This window comes from Alteromonas sp. 76-1, assembly GCF_900654235.1.
Taxonomy (GTDB): Bacteria; Pseudomonadota; Gammaproteobacteria; order Enterobacterales; family Alteromonadaceae; genus Alteromonas; species Alteromonas naphthalenivorans.
The window spans coordinates 169,010-189,420 of record NZ_LR136958.1 but is presented as its reverse complement, the minus strand read 5'-3'; the positions used below and the strand labels follow the sequence as shown (position 1 = coordinate 189,420).

Genomic DNA, 20,411 nt, shown 5'->3' with positions numbered 1-20,411 from the left:
TTATACCCATATCAATAAACCCTTTACCCTAAATCAGCATTAACACCCCAACAAACAAACTTTACCTATATATATTAGCTACTTAAGCACTAATGGCACGATGTCATCAATATCACTGCATTGTTAACACATTGTAAATACAGGAAAGTAAGTACCACTTAGTTTCATAAACATGAAACATGACTTCGACACATGAATATTTACCCCTTGGTAAAACCCCTTTAGTTTCGTTAGAACAAAAGTTAATCAAATAAAAAACAAAAAAATACTTCTATGTAGTTTGTAGATGTAACAACAACAAGAAGGGAACACATCATGAAATCGAAACAGACGCTATGCGCTTTAGCAATCGGATTAGCACTTCAATCTTCATACACTGCAGCAGCAGATTCGGTGGTACTTGAAAAAATTACGGTTACTTCGCAAAAGCGTGAGCAATACATAAACGATGTAAGTATTGCAGTAACGGCATTTAGTGGCGAGCAGATGGAGTCACTAGGTTTTGAAAGCAGCACTGATCTTATTGCGTTTACGCCAGGTGTATCCCTTGCCGGTGATATTGGTGGTCAACGTGCCATCTTTAACATTCGCGGTGTTGTACAAAACGATTACGCCGACATTGCTGAAGCACCTGTAGCGGTTTACGTAGATGGCGGGTACTTGGCCAGTACACAAGCGCAAACATTTGGTTTATTCGATATCGCCCGTGTTGAAATATTAAAAGGCCCACAGGGCACCCTTTTTGGCCGTAACGCCACTGGCGGTATGGTAAATACCATTACAGCGAAACCTACTGAAGAAGTGGAAGGTTATGCTGAACTCACTTTCGCTAGCTTCGAACAAAAACGCTTTGAAGGCGCGGTATCTGGCGCATTAAGCGATAAAGTATCGGGCCGTATCTCTGTGATGGCGAACCATATGGGTAACATCCTTGAGAACGTATACGAAGATGAAGCGGCCCCCGACACTCGTGCCGGAAGTATTGGCGGCGGCGAAGACGGTTACAACGACGATACCAAAGCATTTAGAGCACAGTTAAACTTCGACTTAAGCGCTAATTCAAACCTTTTAGTTAGTGCAAACTGGGCCGATACCACAAAAAGTGAAGGCCCTTATCAGGTAGTTAATACCACAGAAGTTAAAGACGCTGCTGGTAATGTTATTGATGTTATTTACGCCGCTGACGATCCTCTAGGCTGCGACACCATTCAAGCTGGCGCTTGTGTAGACGGTAACTTTAACGGCGACCCACTGCGCCCAGTTCAAGGCGGTGACTTTAACGGTAATATCGACCCTGACGGTAGCGGCGAAAAAGTAAATAAAGATTTCGCCTTTGACGATCAAAACAAAATTAAGTCACGCGGCCTAGCGGCAACCTATGAATATGATTTTGACGACTTCACTTTTACCTCGGTGACCGACTGGAAAAACTTTACCCGGGTTATCGGCCTAGATTCAGACCAAACCGCCTCACCAGAATTGATTTTCCAATCAGACGGCGACATTACCCAGTTTAGTGAAGAGTTACGCATAAGTGGAAATACCACTAATAGTAAATGGGTAGCTGGGTTCTATTACTTAAGCATTGAAACCGACTACCTGCAAGGCCTAGCTGCAAGCCCAACAGGCGGCTATTTAGCTGGTGAAGAGCAAAACACGTTAGCCACTATCGATACCGATTCATACTCAGTGTTCGGACAGTTAGATTACGATTTAACCGACGAACTCGTGCTGGTATCGGGTTTACGTTTAGTACGTGAAAATAAGTCGATGGACGGCCAACTGCGTCAAAACGCGAACTTGGTAGACCGTGATATTGAAGTAGATTACGGCATTGATCCATTGGTAGATGTGGCCATGGATAATGATGAAACCATGTGGTCTGCAAAGCTCCAGTTAGATTATAAACCAAACTCAGATACGCTTTTATATGCCGGTATTAACCGAGGCGTAAAAGCAGGCAACTTCAACGCACCTTTAGGCGGTAGTTTTAGCACCTACGACGCCGAAGTACTTCTTGCCTATGAAGCGGGCGCAAAGCTAACCTTAATGGACGGTAAAGCCCAGTTAAACAGTAGTATTTTCTACTATGATTACTCTGACTATCAGTCGTTTTCGTGGGTGAATAATGCTGGCGTAGTGTTCAACGAAGACGCACAATTTACTGGTGCTGAAGTTGAGCTACTATTAAACCCTATTGATGCACTAGACATCATGTTCGGCGTGTCTTACACCGATGCTGTGGTAGAAGATTTAGAAGTAGCTTCAGGGGTATTTGTAGACACCACGCCCCCTTACACACCTGAGTGGCAATCATCAGGTTTAGTACGCTACACATGGGATATAGACAGTGGCAGTGTTGCAGCACTTATTAGTGGTTCATACCAGTCAGAGTCTTTCCATAATGCTCGTAACTTTACGGCGCATACCATCGAAAGTCACTTTAAAGCCGATGCACGCATTACCTGGACTGACAAAGAAGATTTATGGAGCGTAGCCGCTTACGTAGATAACCTTACTGATTCAGACCACGAATTAATTGGTTTTGACGTATCAGGCTTCTACGGTACTTCGCAAATCTCTTACGCAAAACCACGCACTTACGGCATAACGGTAAGACGTAACTTTTAATTAATAAAAGGTTAGCTGCGGTTAAAGATACAGCACCGCTCAACAAACATCCTGTAAGCAAAAACCCCGTTTAGGGGTTTTTTTTATCTTTAATCTAAATGAATTTAATTTAATCACACGTGACCTTTTTCGCAGCATGGATGCTGCCAGCAGAGGCCCCATGGATGGGTTCACGCCGTGTTTCCCTCACTTCTCTCTCCGAAATTCATCTTGAGCAAGCGAAAGCTAGCTCACCTTAGAAACCTTGTACAGCATGGATGCTGTAGAGAGGCTTCCCTCTCACCTTTCCCTAGTAAATTCTACCTAGAATAGGAGTGTTAGTGCGTTCACCTTAGAAATCTTCTGCAGCATGGATGCTGCCAGCAGAGGCCCCATGGATGGGTTCACGCCGTATTTCCCTCATCTCTCTCGCCGAAATTCATCTTGAGCAAGCGAAAGCGAGCTCACCTTAGAAACCTTCTACAGCATGGATGCTGTAGAGAGGCCCCATGGATGGGTTCACGCCGTGTTTCTAAGGTGAGTTCGCTTTCGTGCCCCCTCAGGGCTTGTAATTTCAATTTCTTTCGCTTTATACTAATTACAGTTACTTGTCGGAGTGCTCAACTGAATTAACCCAGTGAGCTGAGACCGCGAAAGCGGGATCCGTTGAACCTGATCAGGCTAATACCTGCGAAGGGAACAAGAAAGTACAAAGTGGTAAGTCGTAATTGGTAAAAGTTAAGCCTTGTTGTATGGCATGAATTTATCCTTCGGGATTTTGCATGCAATACCGGTCAAACTTTTGCGCACTTTGTATTCTCTCCTCCACTCCTGACAAGCATTTTATAACCTAAACTAACAGGCGAAAATGCTATGTCTACTCGACGCGAACAGCGCCAACAGGCGCAAGACTTTATTAATCAATTGGCCGGTGAGGCCTACCCTAATTCTACTCGTCACTATGAAAAAGGCAGCCGCGACGATATTAACGTTGCCATGCGACTGATTCATCAGCATGACAGCTTAATTGGCGGCACCGAAGAAAACCCTATATTTGAAAGTAACCCTCCCATTGGGGTTTACGATACTTCCGGTCCTTACGGCGACCCAGACATTACTATTAACGTGCAAAAAGGGTTGGCGCCGCTACGAGAAAACTGGATTAAAGCCCGCGAAAACACGTACCAGCTTGAAGGGGTATCGTCGCACTTCGCGAAGCAACGTGAGCAAGATATTGTCACTGAAGATTTTCGTTTCACGCGCACGCTGAAACCACGCAAAGCCCTAGATGGCAAAAATGTGACCCAGCTGCATTACGCTCGCCAAGGTATAATAACGCCCGAAATGGAATATATTGCCATTCGCGAAAACATGGGCCGCGACGCGCTAAAAGACAACCCCCTAAGCAATCAACACAAAGGCGAGCACTTCGGGGCCAACCTGCCTTCAAACATTACCCCTGAATTTGTTCGCCAAGAAGTGGCAGCTGGTCGCGCGATTATTCCCGCGAACATAAACCACCCTGAACTAGAACCTATGATCATTGGCCGCAATTTTTTGGTCAAAATTAACGCCAATATTGGTAATTCAGCGGTCACCTCATCTATTGAAGAGGAAGTAGAAAAGCTAGTGTGGTCTACCCGCTGGGGCGCCGATACGCTTATGGATTTATCCACCGGCCGCAACATTCACGAAACCCGTGAATGGCTGCTTCGTAACAGCCCTATCCCCTTAGGCACCGTTCCCATTTATCAAGCTCTTGAGAAAGTAAACGGCGTAGCCGAAGACCTTACGTGGGAGCTGTTTAAAGACACCCTTATTGAGCAAGCCGAACAAGGGGTAGATTACTTCACCATTCACGCAGGCGTATTGCTTGAATACGTACCGCTTACCGCAAACCGGGTAACGGGTATTGTGTCCCGCGGCGGCTCTATCATGGCCAAGTGGTGTTTAAGCCATCACAAGCAAAGCTTTTTGTATGAACGATTCCGCGACATTTGTGAAATTTGCGCCGCCTACGATGTGTCGCTTTCTTTAGGTGATGGATTACGCCCAGGCAGTGTGGCCGATGCCAATGATGAAGCCCAGTTCTCTGAACTTCGCACCCTAGGTGAGCTAACTAAAATAGCTTGGGAATACGATGTTCAGGTTATGATTGAAGGCCCAGGGCATGTGCCAATGCACATGATAAAAGCCAATATGGAAGAGCAGTTAACCCATTGCCATGAAGCGCCTTTTTACACATTAGGCCCCCTAACTACTGATATCGCGCCAGGTTATGACCACTTCACGTCTGGAATAGGCGCCGCCATGATAGGTTGGTATGGCTGCGCCATGCTTTGTTACGTTACCCCTAAAGAACATTTGGGTTTACCTAACAAAGAAGATGTTAAGCAGGGGCTAATTACCTACAAAATTGCGGCACATGCTGCCGACTTAGCCAAAGGCCACCCTGGTGCGCAAATTCGTGATAACGCCATGTCGAAAGCCCGTTTTGAGTTTCGTTGGGAAGACCAGTTCAACCTCGCATTAGACCCCCATACCGCTCGTGCTTATCACGATGAAACCCTGCCCAAGGCCTCTGGTAAAGTGGCACATTTTTGTTCTATGTGCGGCCCCAAGTTTTGCTCTATGAAAATTTCTCAAGAAGTGCGAGATGTAGCCAAAGCTAATCAGGAAGCTGCTCAACAAGACAGTGCTCTTCAAGAAAAAGCACTGCAAGAAAAAGGCATGCAAGACATGGCTACCGCCTTTAATAAATCTGGAGCTGCGCTATATCACGGTGCCGATACCAAGGTGCAGCTGCCGTGATAGAAACAACAAGAGGCTTATTTAAAGCAGCACAAGCCATGAGCGAGGAACCCGTTGTATGGGCTATTGGTGGCATAGATACAAGTGGAGGCGCGGGTATAACCCGCGACGCTATTACCCTTGCTGATATAAATGTGCATGCATGCGTATTAACCACCCAAGTCGCAAACCAATCACATTCGATAATGCGAAGCGCAACCGCGCTAAGTGTCGATACACTCAATGAACAATGGCAAGCGCTCGAAAGCGACCTTCCACCTAGGGCAATAAAGATTGGCGCTATTGCAAACTCTGCTCAAGCCCTATTTTTGTGTGAGCATATAGTAAAAATAAAACAGTATAAAACCTCTAACTGTTTTGTCGTTTGGGATCCTGTATTGGTAAGTTCGTCAGGAGGCGTTTTAGGTGAACTCAGCCAACATAGTATTGATACGCTTATTGCGACTGTTGATGTTGTTACCCCTAACGTGAAAGAGTTAGCACAAATAACCGGCTGGCCTGTGCACTGTGAAAAGTCTCTATTAGCCGCGGCACAAGCGCTTATTGCCCGTGGGGCTCAAGCTGTTTACGTTAAAGGCGGCCACGCCCACTGGCAAAGTACAGCAATTGATACTTTCGTGTCAGCGCAGGCGATTCGAATTTTCCAACAACCCCGAGACAACATGGGTAACCTTAGAGGCACAGGTTGCATGTTTTCCAGCGCATTAGCTGGTTTTGTGGCAAGTGATTATGATATTCAAGATGCGCTAACCCTTGCTAATGCATACCTGCATAAAGTGCGTAACGTGTCGGTATTTTCAAGCAATTCTATCTGTTCTGCCGACCAAATTCATTGTGCAGGTTTAGTTGGCTTTCCTTTAACGCCGGTACACTACCCTTCCGTCCGCTATGGTGAAAATGACCCTGTTTGGCACAAAACACCAATGCAATTTCCTAAATTAACCAACACCTCACTAGGGATATACCCAGTGGTTAGCGATGTATCGCAATTGGAGGTATTGGTAAAAGCAGGCGCCGTGATTATTCAATTGAGAATAAAATTTGGCTCTGAAGATTTCAAGTCAATACAAATTGCGAAGGCTGTAGAGATAGTGAAGCACACACCTTGTCAGTTATTTATTAACGATGACTGGGAATTAGCCATCAAGCATGGTGCCTACGGCGTACATTTGGGGCAAGAAGATCTCGAAACGGCGAATTTACAGGCCATTTCCCGTGCGGGGCTTAGGTTGGGTGTTTCTACCCACGGTTACTGTGAGCTTCAACGCATTAAAAGGCTAAGCCCCTCTTACATTGCACTTGGTCATATCTTTCCCACCACCACAAAAGACATGCCGTCGAAACCACAAGGGCTCGATCGCCTTTCACGTTACGTTCGGCTTTGTGCAGATATTCCTACGGTGGCCATTGGGGGTATTAATTTGTCACGAATTAACACGGTAGCCAGTACTGGCGTGTCGGGTATTGCCGTTGTGCGTGCCGTTACACAAGCAGCGGACCCCGCTGCGGCATTTCACGACTTGTTAAGGCGGATGAATGATGCCGAAGAAAATGGCGAATATATTGCCGAAAATAATGGCGAAGACATCGTAGACAGAATTACCGAGCCTGGCGCATCGGTTCAACACGAGCTTAGCCATGAATAGTGCACACCTTTCTGCCGATGATATCAGCCGTTACAGTCGCCAGTTGCTACTTGATGACATTGACGAAGAAGGGCAAGCTCGACTGAAACAAGCATACGCTGTTGTTATCGGGCTTGGAGGGCTAGGTACCTTGGTTGCGCGTTACTTGGTGGGTGCAGGTGTTGGCAAAGTGTTGCTGGTAGATAACGACACTGTTGATATGAGTAACATCCATCGGCAAGTGCTGTTTAACCAAGAACATATTGGCCAATACAAAACAAAATCCAGCTATGCCCAGTTGCGCCTAGTAACCCCCCACACCCAGATTGAACTAGCCGAGATTCAAGCAAATAGCAGTAACTTACCGTTGCTGATAACCGGCGCCCAGTGCGTGTTGGATTGCAGCGACAACATCACCACCCGAAAAGCCATTAATGCCGCGTGTGTTAACCAGCGTACTGCACTTTTTATTGCTGCCGCCAGTCAGTACAGCTGGCAAGCAATAAACCTGCAGTTGAGTGAAAAAAACAGTGGCTGCTACGCATGCCTACTTGCGCACACGAGGGTACAAGAAGACTGCATCAGTCAAGGTATTTTAGGCCCTGTGGTAGGCATGGCAGCATGCTTTCAAGCCACACAAGCATTGCTGTACATGGCGAACCCGAAGACAAACATTACGTGGGGGCAATACCACATTATGAATGTGGTCTCTGCGCAGTTTCAGTCTTTTTCACTTCCGGCCTTTGAACACTGCGAGGTATGCCAATGTCCTTCATAACTATTTTATTAAATGGTGCACAGATGAGCTGCGCACCAAACACGTCAGTGTTAGCTTTTCTAACAGACCAAAACATAGGCCAAGAAATAAGCCAAAACGGTGTGGCTGTGGCTAAAAACGGCACTATTTTAGCCAAGCCGCTTTGGGATGACATCCACTTACAAAACAACGATAAGCTTGATATTTTCACGCTTGTAGCAGGAGGGTAAATGCTTACCTTAGCTAATCAAACTTTTTCATCTCGCCTATTAATGGGCACGGGTAAATTTAGCTCGCCAAGCATAATGAAACGCAGCGTAAAAAGTGCCAAAAGCACTATAGTAACCTTAGCCATGAAGCGGCTTTCTGCGCATATTGAGCATGATAATTCCTTAGCACTTTTAAGAGAATTAGACGTTACGCTATTACCGAACACCTCTGGCGCCAAAAACGCACAAGAAGCGATTTTTGCTGCTGAGTTAGCCTATGAAGTGCTCGGTTCGCCATGGATAAAGTTAGAAATACACCCTGACCAACAGCACCTTTTACCAGACCCTATCGAAACCCTACATGCCGCCGAAGTATTGGTGAAAAAGGGGTTTAATGTGCTGCCTTATTGCCATGCCGACCCTGTGCTTTGTAGACGCTTAGAAGAAGTGGGCTGCGCAGCGGTTATGCCATTAGGCGCACCTATTGGCACCAATCAAGGGTTACAAACCGCGCCTTTTTTGCGCATTATTATTGAACAAGCGAATGTACCCGTTATTGTTGATGCCGGCATTGGCAAGCCTAGCGAAGCCATGGCGGCCATGGAAATGGGCGCTGATGCTGTGTTGGTGAATACAGCTATTGCTACCGCAAGTAACCCAGTTGCCATGGCTAGTGCTTTTTCTAAAGCCGTGGAAATAGGCCGCAAAGCTTATGAAGCGGGCATGCCTATTACTCATCAAGAAGCCCATCCTTCTAGCCCCTTAACCCAGTTTTTGGTGCAGGAGTAATTTGAAAATGGGTATTGCAAGCACACTCATGTCGCAAGATTTATCGAATATAGCGCTTTCTATTCAAAGCAAAACCAGCAAGCACGTAGAACAAGCGTTAGGTAAAACTAGCCGTAATTTAGATGATTTTATGGCGCTTATATCCCCTGCTGCCACGCCTTATTTAGAAGAGATGGCCGCGCAATCACAAATGCTAACCCGCGCCCGATTTGGCAATACCATGGGGCTATTTGTGCCGCTATACCTTGCCAATTTATGTGCAAACGAATGTACATATTGCGGCTTCACCATGAGTAACAAAATAAAGCGTACGGTGCTGAATTTGAGCCAAATAGAAACCGAGATAGACGCTATTACCGATATGGGGTTTTCACAAGTATTGCTGGTAACAGGCGAGCACGAACAAAAGGTGGGCATGCCTTATTTTAGTGAAGTGCTACCGGCAATAAGGGCTAAAGTGAGCAACGTCATGATGGAAGTGCAGCCGTTGCCACAAAAAGACTATGAAACCTTAAAGACCCTAGGGGTGGATGCGGTACTGGTTTACCAAGAAACCTATAATCCTCAAGCGTACGCAAAATACCATACTCGAGGCAAAAAGCAGGATTTCTTATGGCGTTTACAGGCCAGCGATCGTATTGGCGCAGCAGGTATTGATAAAATTGGTATTGGCGCCTTATTAGGGTTAGGTGACTGGCGTACCGATAGTGTGATGACTGCCCTGCATGGCCAGCTTATTCAGCAGCATTACTGGCGAAGTCGGGTGGCTATTTCTTTCCCGCGATTACGACAGTGCGAAGGCAACACCAACGATTCAGCTAATTTATTAACCCAACAATTTCCTAACGAAACGCAGCTGTTGCAATTGATATGCGCTCATCGCTTGTTTAACCCTCAAGCCGAGCTATCGCTCTCTACCCGTGAATCGGCGCGATTTCGCGATGGTGTGTTACCACTAGGTATTACCTCTATGTCAGCAGGGTCGCAAACTCAACCTGGCGGTTATAGTGCGCCTTCAGAAGCGCTTAACCAGTTTGATATAGATGACACCCGCGCTGTAAATTTGGTAGCCGCCGCCATTGAAGCAAAAGGGTTGGAGCCCGTATGGAAAGACTGGATGGCTTTTGGTTAGCCATTGCATTCTAGTTACGCTAGGTAAGTCATTTGGGATATTTATTATTTATCAGTGTTAATCCAAAAAGTCCCCTGTAAGCTACTATTATTAATCAGCTTTGTTTTAACCGTGTGGAAAAGGATAGCAATGAAGAATAACAAACTACGAAGACTCGCGTTGGTCGCGGGGGTGCTCACCCTAAGTACACTCGCCGCGTGCGGCGATCATTCCAACCCAGACTCCCACGAGCACCCCAAAAAAGAATCAACAAAACAAAGTACAAGCGCTTCACTCCCAACCATTACCGAATACTTTACTGATGACGTGATTGTTAGTGATAGCCTTGTCGACTGCACCTTGAGCGATGGCAGTGAATCTTCGTGTTATATCGTTACTATGCCAGTAAATAGTGGCATTGACGTTGGCCACGACAAAGGGCCATGGTGCCCGCGTAATATCAGCGATACGGCCGAAGACACAGGGATTTGGTTGAGTGACAACCAGGTATACGATGCAGATGGCAAGTTTATAGAGAATTTGGCCACCTTCTATAGTGATGACAATTGGCAGCTATTTAACCCTGAAACGGGTGAAGTTAAAGTGACCGACAGCAAAGATGCCTGCCTTGCTGCTGCACGCCCTGATGTTGCCCCCGAATATCAGAACTACTGCGTTGAATGCCAACCTGAATACGCGGAAGATGTCGAACCGCAAAAATACCTTATTCCCGCCTACCCTAAAAAAGCATCACGCATTACCCAATTCGACCCTCATGGGGGAGTAGGGCTTGCTTTCAATGGTATTAAGATGGATGCGCCTGCGCCAGTTGATGCCATTTTAGGCGCTTATACTCTTGCCCCCTTTGATGACTGTGGCGGACACGTTAACCCTCATGTTGGGTACCATTACCATGCCATTACCGAATGCTCATCTATTGATACTGCGCTTTCTACCCACGGCAAAATGTTAGGCGTAGCACTAGACGGTTTTACTATTTTTGAACGTAAACTCCCTGATGGACAAGTACCTGATGATCTTGATGACTGCGGCGGGCATGCTCTAGATGGAAGTAGCGTTGGTAAAGAGAAAGAGGGTGAAATCGGTTACCACTACCATGCTGGCGATGCCGGAAGTAACCAAATTTTAGCCTGTTTCAGTGCACCTCAAGGTTGCGCTATACAGGGTGACAGCATGCAGTGCGATACCAAGCGAGGCCCTCCTGGCGGTCCTGGTGATCATGGCCCTCATGGTGATGGCCCTCCCGGTGACCTTCCTTAAAATAAGCGCCTTCTTCGTGGCGCATCTTAGTAAAAAAAAGCATTAGTTTTTCTAACGTGAAAATTTAATAAATGTTTTTTGCGTTATGCTTATTTTGCCTCTACAATCCGCGCAAATTTTAGCCAAGCCTTTTTATACTCAAAAACTTAGGCTTGGCTTATTTCGCTACCGCACTTAGCGGTGAATGCACTTTTATTTTTATTAAAAAATAACCCCCAAGTAGGACAAGTCGTTGGACACTGTAGAATTTATTCAAATTCGGAGATTTATTGTAAAGCTTGGCAAAATGCTGCACAAATACGGCACGCCTGCTTTTCGACTAGAAGCTTACTTACTAGAAGTTGCCACCTACTTAGGCGTGCACGCTTCATTTATTTCCACTCCGACTTCATTAACTTTTGTTATTTGGAGTGATAGACACGAAGATGAATACAATCATGCTTCTCGCCTACTTCCCGGCGACCTAGACATGAATGCATTGTCTCTTACCGACGAATTAGCAAGTTCCTTACTGGGTGGCAAACTTACGCTTACCGAGGCCGATAAGCGCTTAGACGAAATTGATGCTATGGGTAGCCCCTATGGGAAATGGCTTACGGGTGGCGCGTTCGGTATGGCTACCAGCGCCTTCGCCATGCTAATGGGTGCAAGCTGGGCTGAAATTGGATGGTCAGGTTTACTAGGCTTACTTGCCTATGTATGGACGCTGTGGTCCGAGCGTTCTAAGCGGGTTAATTTAATGCTAGAACCGGCTACCGCTTTTATTGCTGCCCTACTCGCGTGTGCTATTGGTACTTACATCGACCCAGGTATTAACATTCCTCTTATTGTACTTTCCTCGGTGATAGTATTTGTTCCCGGGCTTGCCCTTACCATGGGGCTAGCCGAGCTTTCGTCCCGCAATATGGTATCAGGCACCGCTCGCACCATGGATGCAGTAATGCAGTTGTTTAAGCTCTATTTCGGTGCTTTTTTAGGTGTATCGGCAGGCTTTAGTTTATTTGGCGAAAACGTATATCAACCGGCTGAGTCACTGCCTTATTGGGCGACGTGGTTATCGGTGTTTTTGTTATGTTTGGCACTAGTGGCTATTTTTCGCACCCGGGTGAAGCATATTCCGTGGGCCATGGCAGCGGCCTTTATTGCCTACAGTGCCACAGCGTGGAGCTCTGATTACATGAGCCCAGGGCTAGGCGCATTCGTAGGTGCCTTCGCGCTGGGGTTATTTGCCAACGGCTTCACCCGCATTGTTAACCAACCTGCTACCATTGTGGCTATGCATGGGCTAATTGTATTGGTGCCGGGGTCTAAAACTTATATTGGGTTGAACTCGTTTATTTCGGGGCAGGACTTTGTGCAAGCCGATCATTTAGGCCAAGAAGTGTTCTTGATCTTTATGTCGCTAGTGGCAGGGCTTATTTTTGCTAACGTTGTGATGCCAACTAAAAAAGCGCTGTAGTGTATTCATTTACTTAACAAGCACAGCTAAAACAACAGCGTTATTCATAACGCTGTTGTTTACCTTTGTTTTAATAGCTTCATTTCAATAGCTTCATTAACGCCTTTCCTAAGCGTACGTTAAGCGCCCCTGCGGCAACGGCTTCAGCGGAATTTTCCATGAATTTAGCACTTAACGAGCCACCAATTTGGTTGGCGACTTCGTCAGTCGCTAAATCGAAAACGCCCTGCGCAGCAATATTTTGTGCTAATACGCCAAGTAGTTTCCAATTGCCTATGGTGCCGGGTCGAAGGCCATAAATTTTAGCCATGCGCCTTATGGTACGAAAGCTTATCCACATTACAGCAAAGGTTTGAATTAAGTTATTCGGACTGATAAATGCCAAGCTTCCTGCGGTAATCGATTCTTTGTTAAGCACTTTCTGCGCTTTTTGTTGCACCGCGTTTAATACCGTATCGTGATATAGCTCAAGCCGCTCTTTGGCAGACATATCATTGTGTAGCTGCTTTTGGTAAATAGCGAAACAATGCGCAGCATAAGACGATGAGGTAAAACGGCTACCATGGCGTTTGAGTACCTTATCCACGGTCTCAATGCTGTCTTCACCCGTTAACGACGCGATAGTTTGCCCATCATCAATGGCCTTATTGATTTGTTTATAGCCTCGCCATTCTCGAAAGCTTAAATAGCTAAAACAAGCTACAAACCCGCTAAGCATTGCTGCCAAAGCAGTGCTAGCAATAGGATGCTCGACCACGCTTGCGGTAAGGGTGGTGTAGGCATCGAAAACAAAAAAGCCAATAATAGAAAGTACACCTAGCCCTAAGGTTAATCCACCAATGGAAATACGTGCTTTTGCGCTGTCCATTTGCCATTCGTTGGTTTCAGTTTTTGCGGGCATCGCCGTATCGGGTGGCGTAATATCAAGGCGCTGCTGTACCACTTTGGGCCGATAGGCTGGCGGAGCTGCACTTGCTGGTTTCTCGGTATTTTTATACATCGAGCTTTGTTCATCCATCGAGCGTTGTTTATCCATTGAGCTTTGTTCGTTCATCGAGTTTTGCTTATTCATTGGAAACTCCTTCGGCCAACAAGAACTGCAGTAATCTGTCCAATCCTCTGCCGGATAGTATTCGCGCCATATAATCTTGTGGCACTTGGGTGTTCAATACAGGAAAGTGTGCATCTGCTTCCATGGCTTTAAGTGAAGCAGGTATAGGTTCAAATGCCGCTTCTACGTAGCCATTCTCGGCATCTTGATAACGCAATGCGTTCGGCGAACTACCTTCATCAGTCACTTGGATTGCCGATACTAAAAAGTGCTCAAACTGAATGGGTTTATCAACAAAACGGGCTCTGGCCCCTTCGGTAACCTGCTTAAGTAACGATAGCAAGTTTTCCCGTTCAGACACCGGTATTAAATCAGCTTTTGTGGCTACAAAAGCCACTCGGCCAATGGCTTCTTTACGCATAACATTGCGGGCAAACCATCCTGTTTGGCCGTACACAAAAGTGTCGGCCAAATGACTAAGCGTTTCTTTTAATTGATACAAATGCTGACGGCTGTGATTTAAACCCTCGAATAAATCCACCAAAATAATTTGTTTATCGGTTTCTCGAAATACAGACTGCTTTAACGGCGTTAACCAGTCTTTTTGAAACGCAGTAAAATGACTTTCAAATGCTTTGTACCAAGGATGAGATACATCGCTGGTAATACTCGACGGTAACGGCGCAAACCCTAGCTGCTGCCAATCAAAATCACTTGAATCTAATAAGAAACTGCCAGGCTGTAGTAGAGATATACCATTTTTTTTCGCTATCACTAAATAGTGTCGATAAGCACTTACAAGTTCATTAATATTGTCTTGAGTAGGTGATTGTTCGAAGTCAAAGGCATTCACAACGGCCTTCCAATCATTTGCAAAATGCTGCTGGGGCCCGCTGCTTAATTGAGCCCACGCAGAATCAGACCACTGGGCATAGGTTTTACCTAGCATGGGGATATCAGTTATCCACTCCCCTGGGTAGTCGATAAACTCGAAAACAATATCGGTATGGGGTAGCACGTGGCGTTTAATACTGGTGGTTTGTGTTAACCGCACGATAAGCTTAAAACCATAAGCTTCTTCCGTAGCGGCAGGCCAGCGGCCCTCAGCCAATGCAGCCATGTTCTCATCAAGAGGAAATGGCTTATACCCGTCTATGGGTTCAATTCGCATGAACTCAACCTGTGAAGGCGGAAGGTATCGCAACAGAGGCATACAAGCATAACCCTCTTCGCTACGACTTTTCAGCATGGTCATTAAGCTGGTAAACAACATGGATTTGCCACTTCGGCTTAAGCCGGTAATGGTAAACCTATGGGTTTCTTTACTGAAGATATCAGACAGGGTTTCTCCTGATGCAGACGCGGCTGAGCGCACCTTATCAAGTAAAGAAGACAAACTGTTTTGCATGAGCCACCCGTTTCCTTTTAGTTGCACTTAAACATACGTGCTTCTACATAATGTGGTCATTAATTGATGTAAGACAAGCATATTGCACGTTTTGTTACAACTTCCACCATTTCGCCGTACTCTATATTGACCATAATATGATGCATTGATATATAAGATTACATGCATATAAAGATTTACTTACTTTGTGCTTAGTCTTTACCGTTAATAGTAAAAAGGATCATCAAATGAGCAAGTCGTACCCTGATATAACTAAACGCATTTCGGATAATATGAAGTCTCTTCGTGCTGGCATACCCGACACCATGCAAGGGTTTTCAGCCATGGCGAAAGCCGCGACTCAAGACGGCGCGCTAGATAAAAAGACCAAAGAGCTGATTGCATTGGCTATTGGTATTTCAACACGGTGCGACGGCTGTATTGGCTTTCATGTAAAAGCATTGGTCGATTTAGACGTAACCAAAGAAGAGTTAGAAGAAACACTAGGGATGGCAATTTATATGGGCGGAGGCCCGTCACTGATGTACGCTGCCGATGCCATGTTAGCCTACGAGCAATTTACTCAAGGGTAATATGCGTTCACCGAATTTAGCATGGTGGCTTTGTCTTAAGTGGCTTTGTCTTTAGCGGCTTTGGCTAAAGCGCCTTTAAATACAGCCGCCTTCGCACTTTTGCAATATGCACTTTTACTGAACCCACTAGTGCTGAGCGGTTTTGCCAAACAGCTTTCGATTTATACGGTTTTTAGCTGAGTGCCAGTGATTCTTTGGCAAGGTAGGCGCGTTCTCGATAACGTGGTCGAAAGGAATATCAGTCAATTGCACTGGGGCAACGTGGGCGCAGAAAATAGTTTCTATAGACGACTGCGCAATGCGCTGCAACGACTTACGGTACTGATTTGGATGGCATAGGGGGTAAGGTGGTACTAACTCACCTTTTACTTTCACCAATAAATCGGCCACGTACGCTTGCCGCGTAGGTTCGTGCATAATAGTGAGATCGTGGTCAGTGTGCCCAGGTGAATATAGCACTTTCCACTCGTTAAAAAAGGGCAGATTTTGCTCGTCTTCCAGCAAAATATCAGCACGCAATACAGGGTTATACCAAATAGACTCTCGCTGCTTGCCTATACGGTTTGCCACCCACCACGTTAAGCCCAAATCAATGGCGTGGGCTGCTCTACCCATTAAGCCTGCATACCAACTTTTTGCTTTGGGGTGTGCAGCAATAGGCGCCCCGGTTAACGCTTTTAGTCGAACTGCCCCACCAGCATGGTCGGGGTGCATGTGTGTTACCACAATGAGTTTTAAGTCACTTAATGGCCGATGTAAAGTATCAGTAATAAACTGGCTCACCGTTTCAACGTCTGCGCGACTACACCCATCTAACAACAGTAGGCCATGCTCGTGCTCAGCCAGGTATATGTGTTGAATGTAGCCAGAAATGGTGTGGATCTTCATTTGAGTTCTCAAGGCGTTGAACACTGCCATTAATATTATGTGCGCTTTCTATGTGACCTTTTACAGCACTGCAAGAAAATAGCACAGCAAGCCAATAATTTATGCTGAAATACTAGCAAACATTACACGCAATAACCAGATTACGCAAACAACTGTAATACCAGAGCCTTAAGCCACATTAACCCTGGCTCACCTTCTTGATGCTGATGCCAGTACAGATGTGTTTCCAATGCGGGTAGGTTGAAGGGCAGTGCTGCGATACTTAAGTTTTCGTCAGCAAGCGCACTGGCAATAGAGCCTGGTAAGGTTAGTAGTGCGTTGGTATTCGCGGTAACTTCTGCCGCGGCCCGATAGTTTTGACACCGCCATAGTGAAGGTCGACTTACGCCAAGTTGCTGTAGGGCAATCTCCTCTACCGAGGCTCCTTTTATTCGATTCGACACAGTAATATGCCGCGCATGTAAATACGCCTCTGCACTTAGGCTGTTACGCAAAGCATGCTGTGTATTCATTAATACAGCGTAGTTATCACGGGTTAGCAAACAATGTTCAACCGGCGGTGAAATAGGTCGGCCAATGTCTACCACTAAATGTAAATTGCGATTGCTTAAGTCGGCTACCATGGTGTCGCGATTTAATCGCGCACTGACAATTTCAACATTAGGCGCATGCACTTCAAGCTTGGCCAATAGTGCCGGTAACACACTAAGTTCTAACGACTCTTGCATGGCAATAACGAAACGCTGATGGCTGTGAGCGGGGTTAAAGACGGTAAATTCACTTAATGCACGACGAATATTGGCTAACGCCTCTAGAATTTGAGGTGCTAACCGTTCGCAGGCGGCCGTAGGCAGCATATGATTTTTTTCACGAGCAAATAGTGGGTCGCCAAGAATTTCGCGAAACCGTCGCATAGCGTGGCTAACCGCTGATGGGGTGATATGCAGCGACTCCGCCGCATGAGTCATGTTGCGCTGCTGCCACAAAGCTTCAAACACTTTCAGTAAGTTTAAATCGAGCTTTTCAAATTGCCGATTATCTTGCATTAAGGCTCCCCTTTACTACCTAAACCACCTACCACCACACTATGCTGTAAAGCCGTGCTGTAAAGCTGTGCTGTAAAACTATGCTAAAGCCACCTATTGAAACTGGCCTTTAAACTGGCGGTTAAAAGCGGTTGTTAAAAACGGCTGTTAAAAGCGGTTGTTAAAAACGGCTGTTAAAAGCGCATCCCAACATCACAATATAATGAATAGTATTCACAATACTGGTGGACGATATTTCATTTCATTCATTCTAGTAACTAAACTAGGCTATAGCTATCAAATTTATTACCCACTGCTTTTTAAGCTACTAGCCATTTGTTAAGCACCCGAGGATAGTCATGGATTTTTCGCATAACGATAAAACAAACGCCCTACTCGAAAAACTTGATGCATTTATTGCTGAACATATCGAGCCCATTGAAAATGAAGTTTATGATTTTCATCATAAAGAGAACCACCACGGTGATTGGAAAAAATGGAAGTTACACCCTGGCACCGAGGCACTTAAACAAAAAGCGCGCGAGGCAGGGTTAGCCAATTTATTTTTGCCAGATGCTGAGCTTGGCAAAGGGTTAACTACTCTTGAATATGCGCCTATGGCAGAGCGCATGGGCAGATTTCTTTTCGCCCCTGAAATATTCAACTGTAACGCGCCAGATACGGGAAACATGGAAGTGCTTTATCACTTTGGTAACGATGCCCAAAAAGCCAAGTGGCTTACCCCATTGCTAGCAGGTGAAATACGCTCCGTGTTTGGCATGACAGAGCCTGACGTAGCCTCCTCTGACGCCACCAATATGGCAGCGACCATTATTGAAGATGGCGATGATGTCGTGATTAACGGCAAAAAATGGTGGTCTACTGGTTTAGGTCATCCCAACGCTGCATTTACTATATTCATGGGTTTATCTAACCCTGAAAACGACAAACATAGCCGCCATAGCATGGTGATTGTGCCACTAGATACACCAGGAATTACCATAACCCGTATGCTCGATGCCTACGGCGATTACGATGCCCCTTACGGTCATGGTGAAATGCATTTTGATAATGTACGGGTAAGCAAAGAAAACCTAGTGATGGGGTTAGGCAAAGGCTTTGCTATAGCTCAAGGGCGCTTAGGGCCTGGCCGTATTCACCATTGTATGCGCGCTATCGGCATGGCTGAAAAATCACTTGAACTTGCCCTTAAGCGTGGGCACGAACGGGTCGCGTTTGGTAAGCCTATTATCCGCTTAGGCGGTAATTTAGAGCGTGTTGCTGAAGCTCGAATGGCCATAGAGCAAGCAAGGCTATTAACCCTTCACGCAGCATGGAAGATAGATAACCTTGGGGTGAAGCACGCCATGACAGAAATATCTGCCATTAAAGTAGTGGTGCCAAACATGCTGCAATCGGTCGTCGACATGGCACTGCAAATTCATGGTGGTGCTGGCATGTGTAGCGACTTCCCATTAGCACGCTTTGCTGCAGGTGCTCGCGCACTACGATTAGCTGATGGCCCTGATGAAGTGCATAAAGGCATGGTGTCGCGCATAGAGCTTAGAAAGTATCAGTAAGGGCTGTTAGCCACGCTAAAGTGATTACTTTAGCGTGGCTTAAGTTAAGTTTGGTTTTTACGACATAGGGCATGTATACCCCATTTATTAGTAGCTCGTGCCATGTAGAAGATCATGCCATGCTACCCACGGTGCTTTTAAATCGACGTAGGGCAATATAATAAAATACCCCACCAATAAATGTTAGCGCAATAAGTTGAGGGTACACCACACTTAGCCCAGCTCCTCTGTACAGCACACCTTGTGATGCCATAACAAAGTGAGTATTAGGCGCAATAAGCATAATATTTTGAATTAAGTCAGGCATGCTTTCTCTTGGTGTTACACCACCAGACAGCAACTGAAGCGGTAGTAGTACTAAGATAAGTAAAAGCCCAAACTGTGGCATAGAGCGCGCAATGGTTGCCATGAATATACCTAAACTACTCACCGCAAACAGGTGAATGGCCACCGCCAGCATAAATAACCACACGTCGCCATTTATGGGAACGCCCAGTACATATTGAATCACTAAATACACAGACATGAGTGTAGCAAGCCATACCATCAACAATGTAGCGGCAATTTTCGACAACATAATTTCACTGCTAGATACCGGCATTGCCAGCAAGTGCTCTACCGTACCCCGCTCTTTTTCTCGAATAAGCGCGGCGCCCGATAAAATAATGGCAATCATGGTCACCGCATTAATGAGCTCCATAACGGAGCCAAACCAAAAACTTTCTAACGCGGGGTTAAACCGTGCGCGCATGATTAAGTCTACAATGTAACTGGTTTCTGACTTATACCCAGCCACATAAGCGGCCACCTCTTCGCCGATAATTTCCGTAATATAGCCATTACCAGTAAAAGCTTGGCTAATGCGGGTAGCATCTACGTTAACTTGTACATCAGGTACTGACCCCTTCATCACATCTTTTTCGAATTCAGGCGGTATGGTCACTACAAAGGTGTACTTGCCTGTATCTAAGCTGGGGTTAACCTCTTGATCTGTAATAATATCAGGTGTTAAAAAATATGGTGGCACGAAGCCGTCTATTACCCGATGAGAAAGCTGCGAACGGTCGTGATCCACAAACGCGATAGGCGCATTGTGCAAAGATTCAGGTACTGCTGTGGCCGCAGTGTAAATGTTTAAGGTGAATACATAGAAAATGAGCACCAACATCACAGGGTCGCGCCATAAGCTCCACAGTTCTTTTACGCTAAGGTGTAATACATTATTCATCTTCATG

The 20,411-nt window shown here is 45.8% G+C and carries 16 protein-coding genes and 1 riboswitch; of the genes, 11 read left to right on the top strand and 5 right to left on the bottom strand.

Annotated features, from left to right (window positions below):
• The first annotated feature begins 315 nt into the window (after positions 1 to 315).
• The 9 genes from ALT761_RS00740 (at position 316) to ALT761_RS00700 (ending at position 12,652) form a co-directional block, all read left to right on the top strand.
• Complete coding sequence (locus ALT761_RS00740) at positions 316 to 2,631, top strand: TonB-dependent receptor (protein WP_129735699.1); 2,316 nt, start codon at positions 316 to 318, stop codon at positions 2,629 to 2,631.
• Positions 2,632 to 3,212: 581 nt separating this feature from the next.
• Positions 3,213 to 3,326: riboswitch (TPP riboswitch) on the top strand.
• Between the two features lie 157 nt (positions 3,327 to 3,483).
• Positions 3,484 to 5,421, top strand: a complete 1,938-nt coding sequence (thiC, locus tag ALT761_RS00735; RefSeq protein ID WP_129735698.1) for a phosphomethylpyrimidine synthase ThiC — start codon at positions 3,484 to 3,486, stop codon at positions 5,419 to 5,421.
• Positions 5,418 to 7,067, top strand: a complete 1,650-nt coding sequence (thiE, locus tag ALT761_RS00730) for a thiamine phosphate synthase (protein ID WP_129735697.1) — start codon at positions 5,418 to 5,420, stop codon at positions 7,065 to 7,067. Before thiC ends, thiE begins: the two co-directional genes overlap by 4 nt.
• Complete coding sequence (locus ALT761_RS00725; protein ID WP_129735696.1) at positions 7,060 to 7,824, top strand: HesA/MoeB/ThiF family protein; 765 nt, start codon at positions 7,060 to 7,062, stop codon at positions 7,822 to 7,824. The genes thiE and ALT761_RS00725 overlap by 8 nt, the downstream gene beginning before the upstream one ends.
• Positions 7,812 to 8,033, top strand: a complete 222-nt coding sequence (gene thiS, locus ALT761_RS00720) for a sulfur carrier protein ThiS (protein ID WP_172602830.1) — start codon at positions 7,812 to 7,814, stop codon at positions 8,031 to 8,033. Before ALT761_RS00725 ends, thiS begins: the two co-directional genes overlap by 13 nt.
• Entirely contained in the window at positions 8,034 to 8,801 is a 768-nt protein-coding gene (locus ALT761_RS00715) for a thiazole synthase (protein ID WP_129735694.1), read from the top strand.
• Between the two features lie 7 nt (positions 8,802 to 8,808).
• Positions 8,809 to 9,933, top strand: coding sequence for a 2-iminoacetate synthase ThiH (thiH, locus tag ALT761_RS00710; RefSeq protein WP_129735693.1), 1,125 nt, complete (start codon positions 8,809 to 8,811; stop codon positions 9,931 to 9,933).
• Positions 9,934 to 10,062: 129 nt separating this feature from the next.
• Complete coding sequence (locus ALT761_RS00705; protein ID WP_129735692.1) at positions 10,063 to 11,193, top strand: YHYH protein; 1,131 nt, start codon at positions 10,063 to 10,065, stop codon at positions 11,191 to 11,193.
• Between the two features lie 232 nt (positions 11,194 to 11,425).
• A complete protein-coding gene (locus ALT761_RS00700) occupies positions 11,426 to 12,652 on the top strand; it encodes a threonine/serine ThrE exporter family protein (RefSeq protein WP_129735691.1) in 1,227 nt (408 codons plus the stop codon).
• 79 nt (positions 12,653 to 12,731) lie between these two features.
• Here ALT761_RS00700 and ALT761_RS00695 read toward each other — a convergent pair whose 3' ends face one another.
• Both ALT761_RS00695 and ALT761_RS00690 read right to left on the bottom strand, forming a co-directional pair.
• Entirely contained in the window at positions 12,732 to 13,724 is a 993-nt protein-coding gene (locus ALT761_RS00695; protein ID WP_129735690.1) for a DUF697 domain-containing protein, read from the bottom strand.
• Positions 13,717 to 15,111, bottom strand: coding sequence for a YcjX family protein (locus ALT761_RS00690; protein WP_129735689.1), 1,395 nt, complete (start codon positions 15,109 to 15,111; stop codon positions 13,717 to 13,719). Before ALT761_RS00690 ends, ALT761_RS00695 begins: the two co-directional genes overlap by 8 nt.
• A 227-nt stretch (positions 15,112 to 15,338) precedes the next feature.
• On the opposite strand from ALT761_RS00690, the gene ALT761_RS00685 reads away from it, so the two are divergent.
• On the top strand, positions 15,339 to 15,683 hold the full coding sequence (locus ALT761_RS00685; protein ID WP_013786104.1) for a carboxymuconolactone decarboxylase family protein: 345 nt from the start codon (positions 15,339 to 15,341) through the stop codon (positions 15,681 to 15,683).
• Positions 15,684 to 15,809: 126 nt separating this feature from the next.
• On the opposite strand, the gene ALT761_RS00680 is transcribed toward ALT761_RS00685, so the two are convergent.
• Positions 15,810 to 16,571 (bottom strand): MBL fold metallo-hydrolase, encoded by a 762-nt coding sequence (locus ALT761_RS00680; protein WP_041453117.1) that lies wholly within the window; start codon positions 16,569 to 16,571, stop codon positions 15,810 to 15,812.
• Positions 16,572 to 16,711: 140 nt separating this feature from the next.
• The gene (locus tag ALT761_RS00675) at positions 16,712 to 17,617 is read right to left on the bottom strand and encodes a LysR family transcriptional regulator (RefSeq protein WP_129735688.1); all 906 of its coding nucleotides are present in this window, start codon (positions 17,615 to 17,617) and stop codon (positions 16,712 to 16,714) included.
• A 338-nt stretch (positions 17,618 to 17,955) separates the two neighbouring features.
• Here ALT761_RS00675 and ALT761_RS00670 point away from each other — a divergent pair, with 338 nt between their 5' ends.
• Positions 17,956 to 19,176, top strand: coding sequence for an acyl-CoA dehydrogenase family protein (locus ALT761_RS00670; protein ID WP_013786107.1), 1,221 nt, complete (start codon positions 17,956 to 17,958; stop codon positions 19,174 to 19,176).
• A gap of 112 nt (positions 19,177 to 19,288) precedes the next feature.
• On the opposite strand, the gene ALT761_RS00665 is transcribed toward ALT761_RS00670, so the two are convergent.
• Positions 19,289 to 20,410 carry an ABC transporter permease gene (locus ALT761_RS00665; protein ID WP_013786109.1) on the bottom strand — a complete coding sequence of 374 codons (1,122 nt, stop codon included), beginning with the start codon at positions 20,408 to 20,410 and terminating at the stop codon, positions 19,289 to 19,291.
• Position 20,411: the final 1 nt, after the last annotated feature.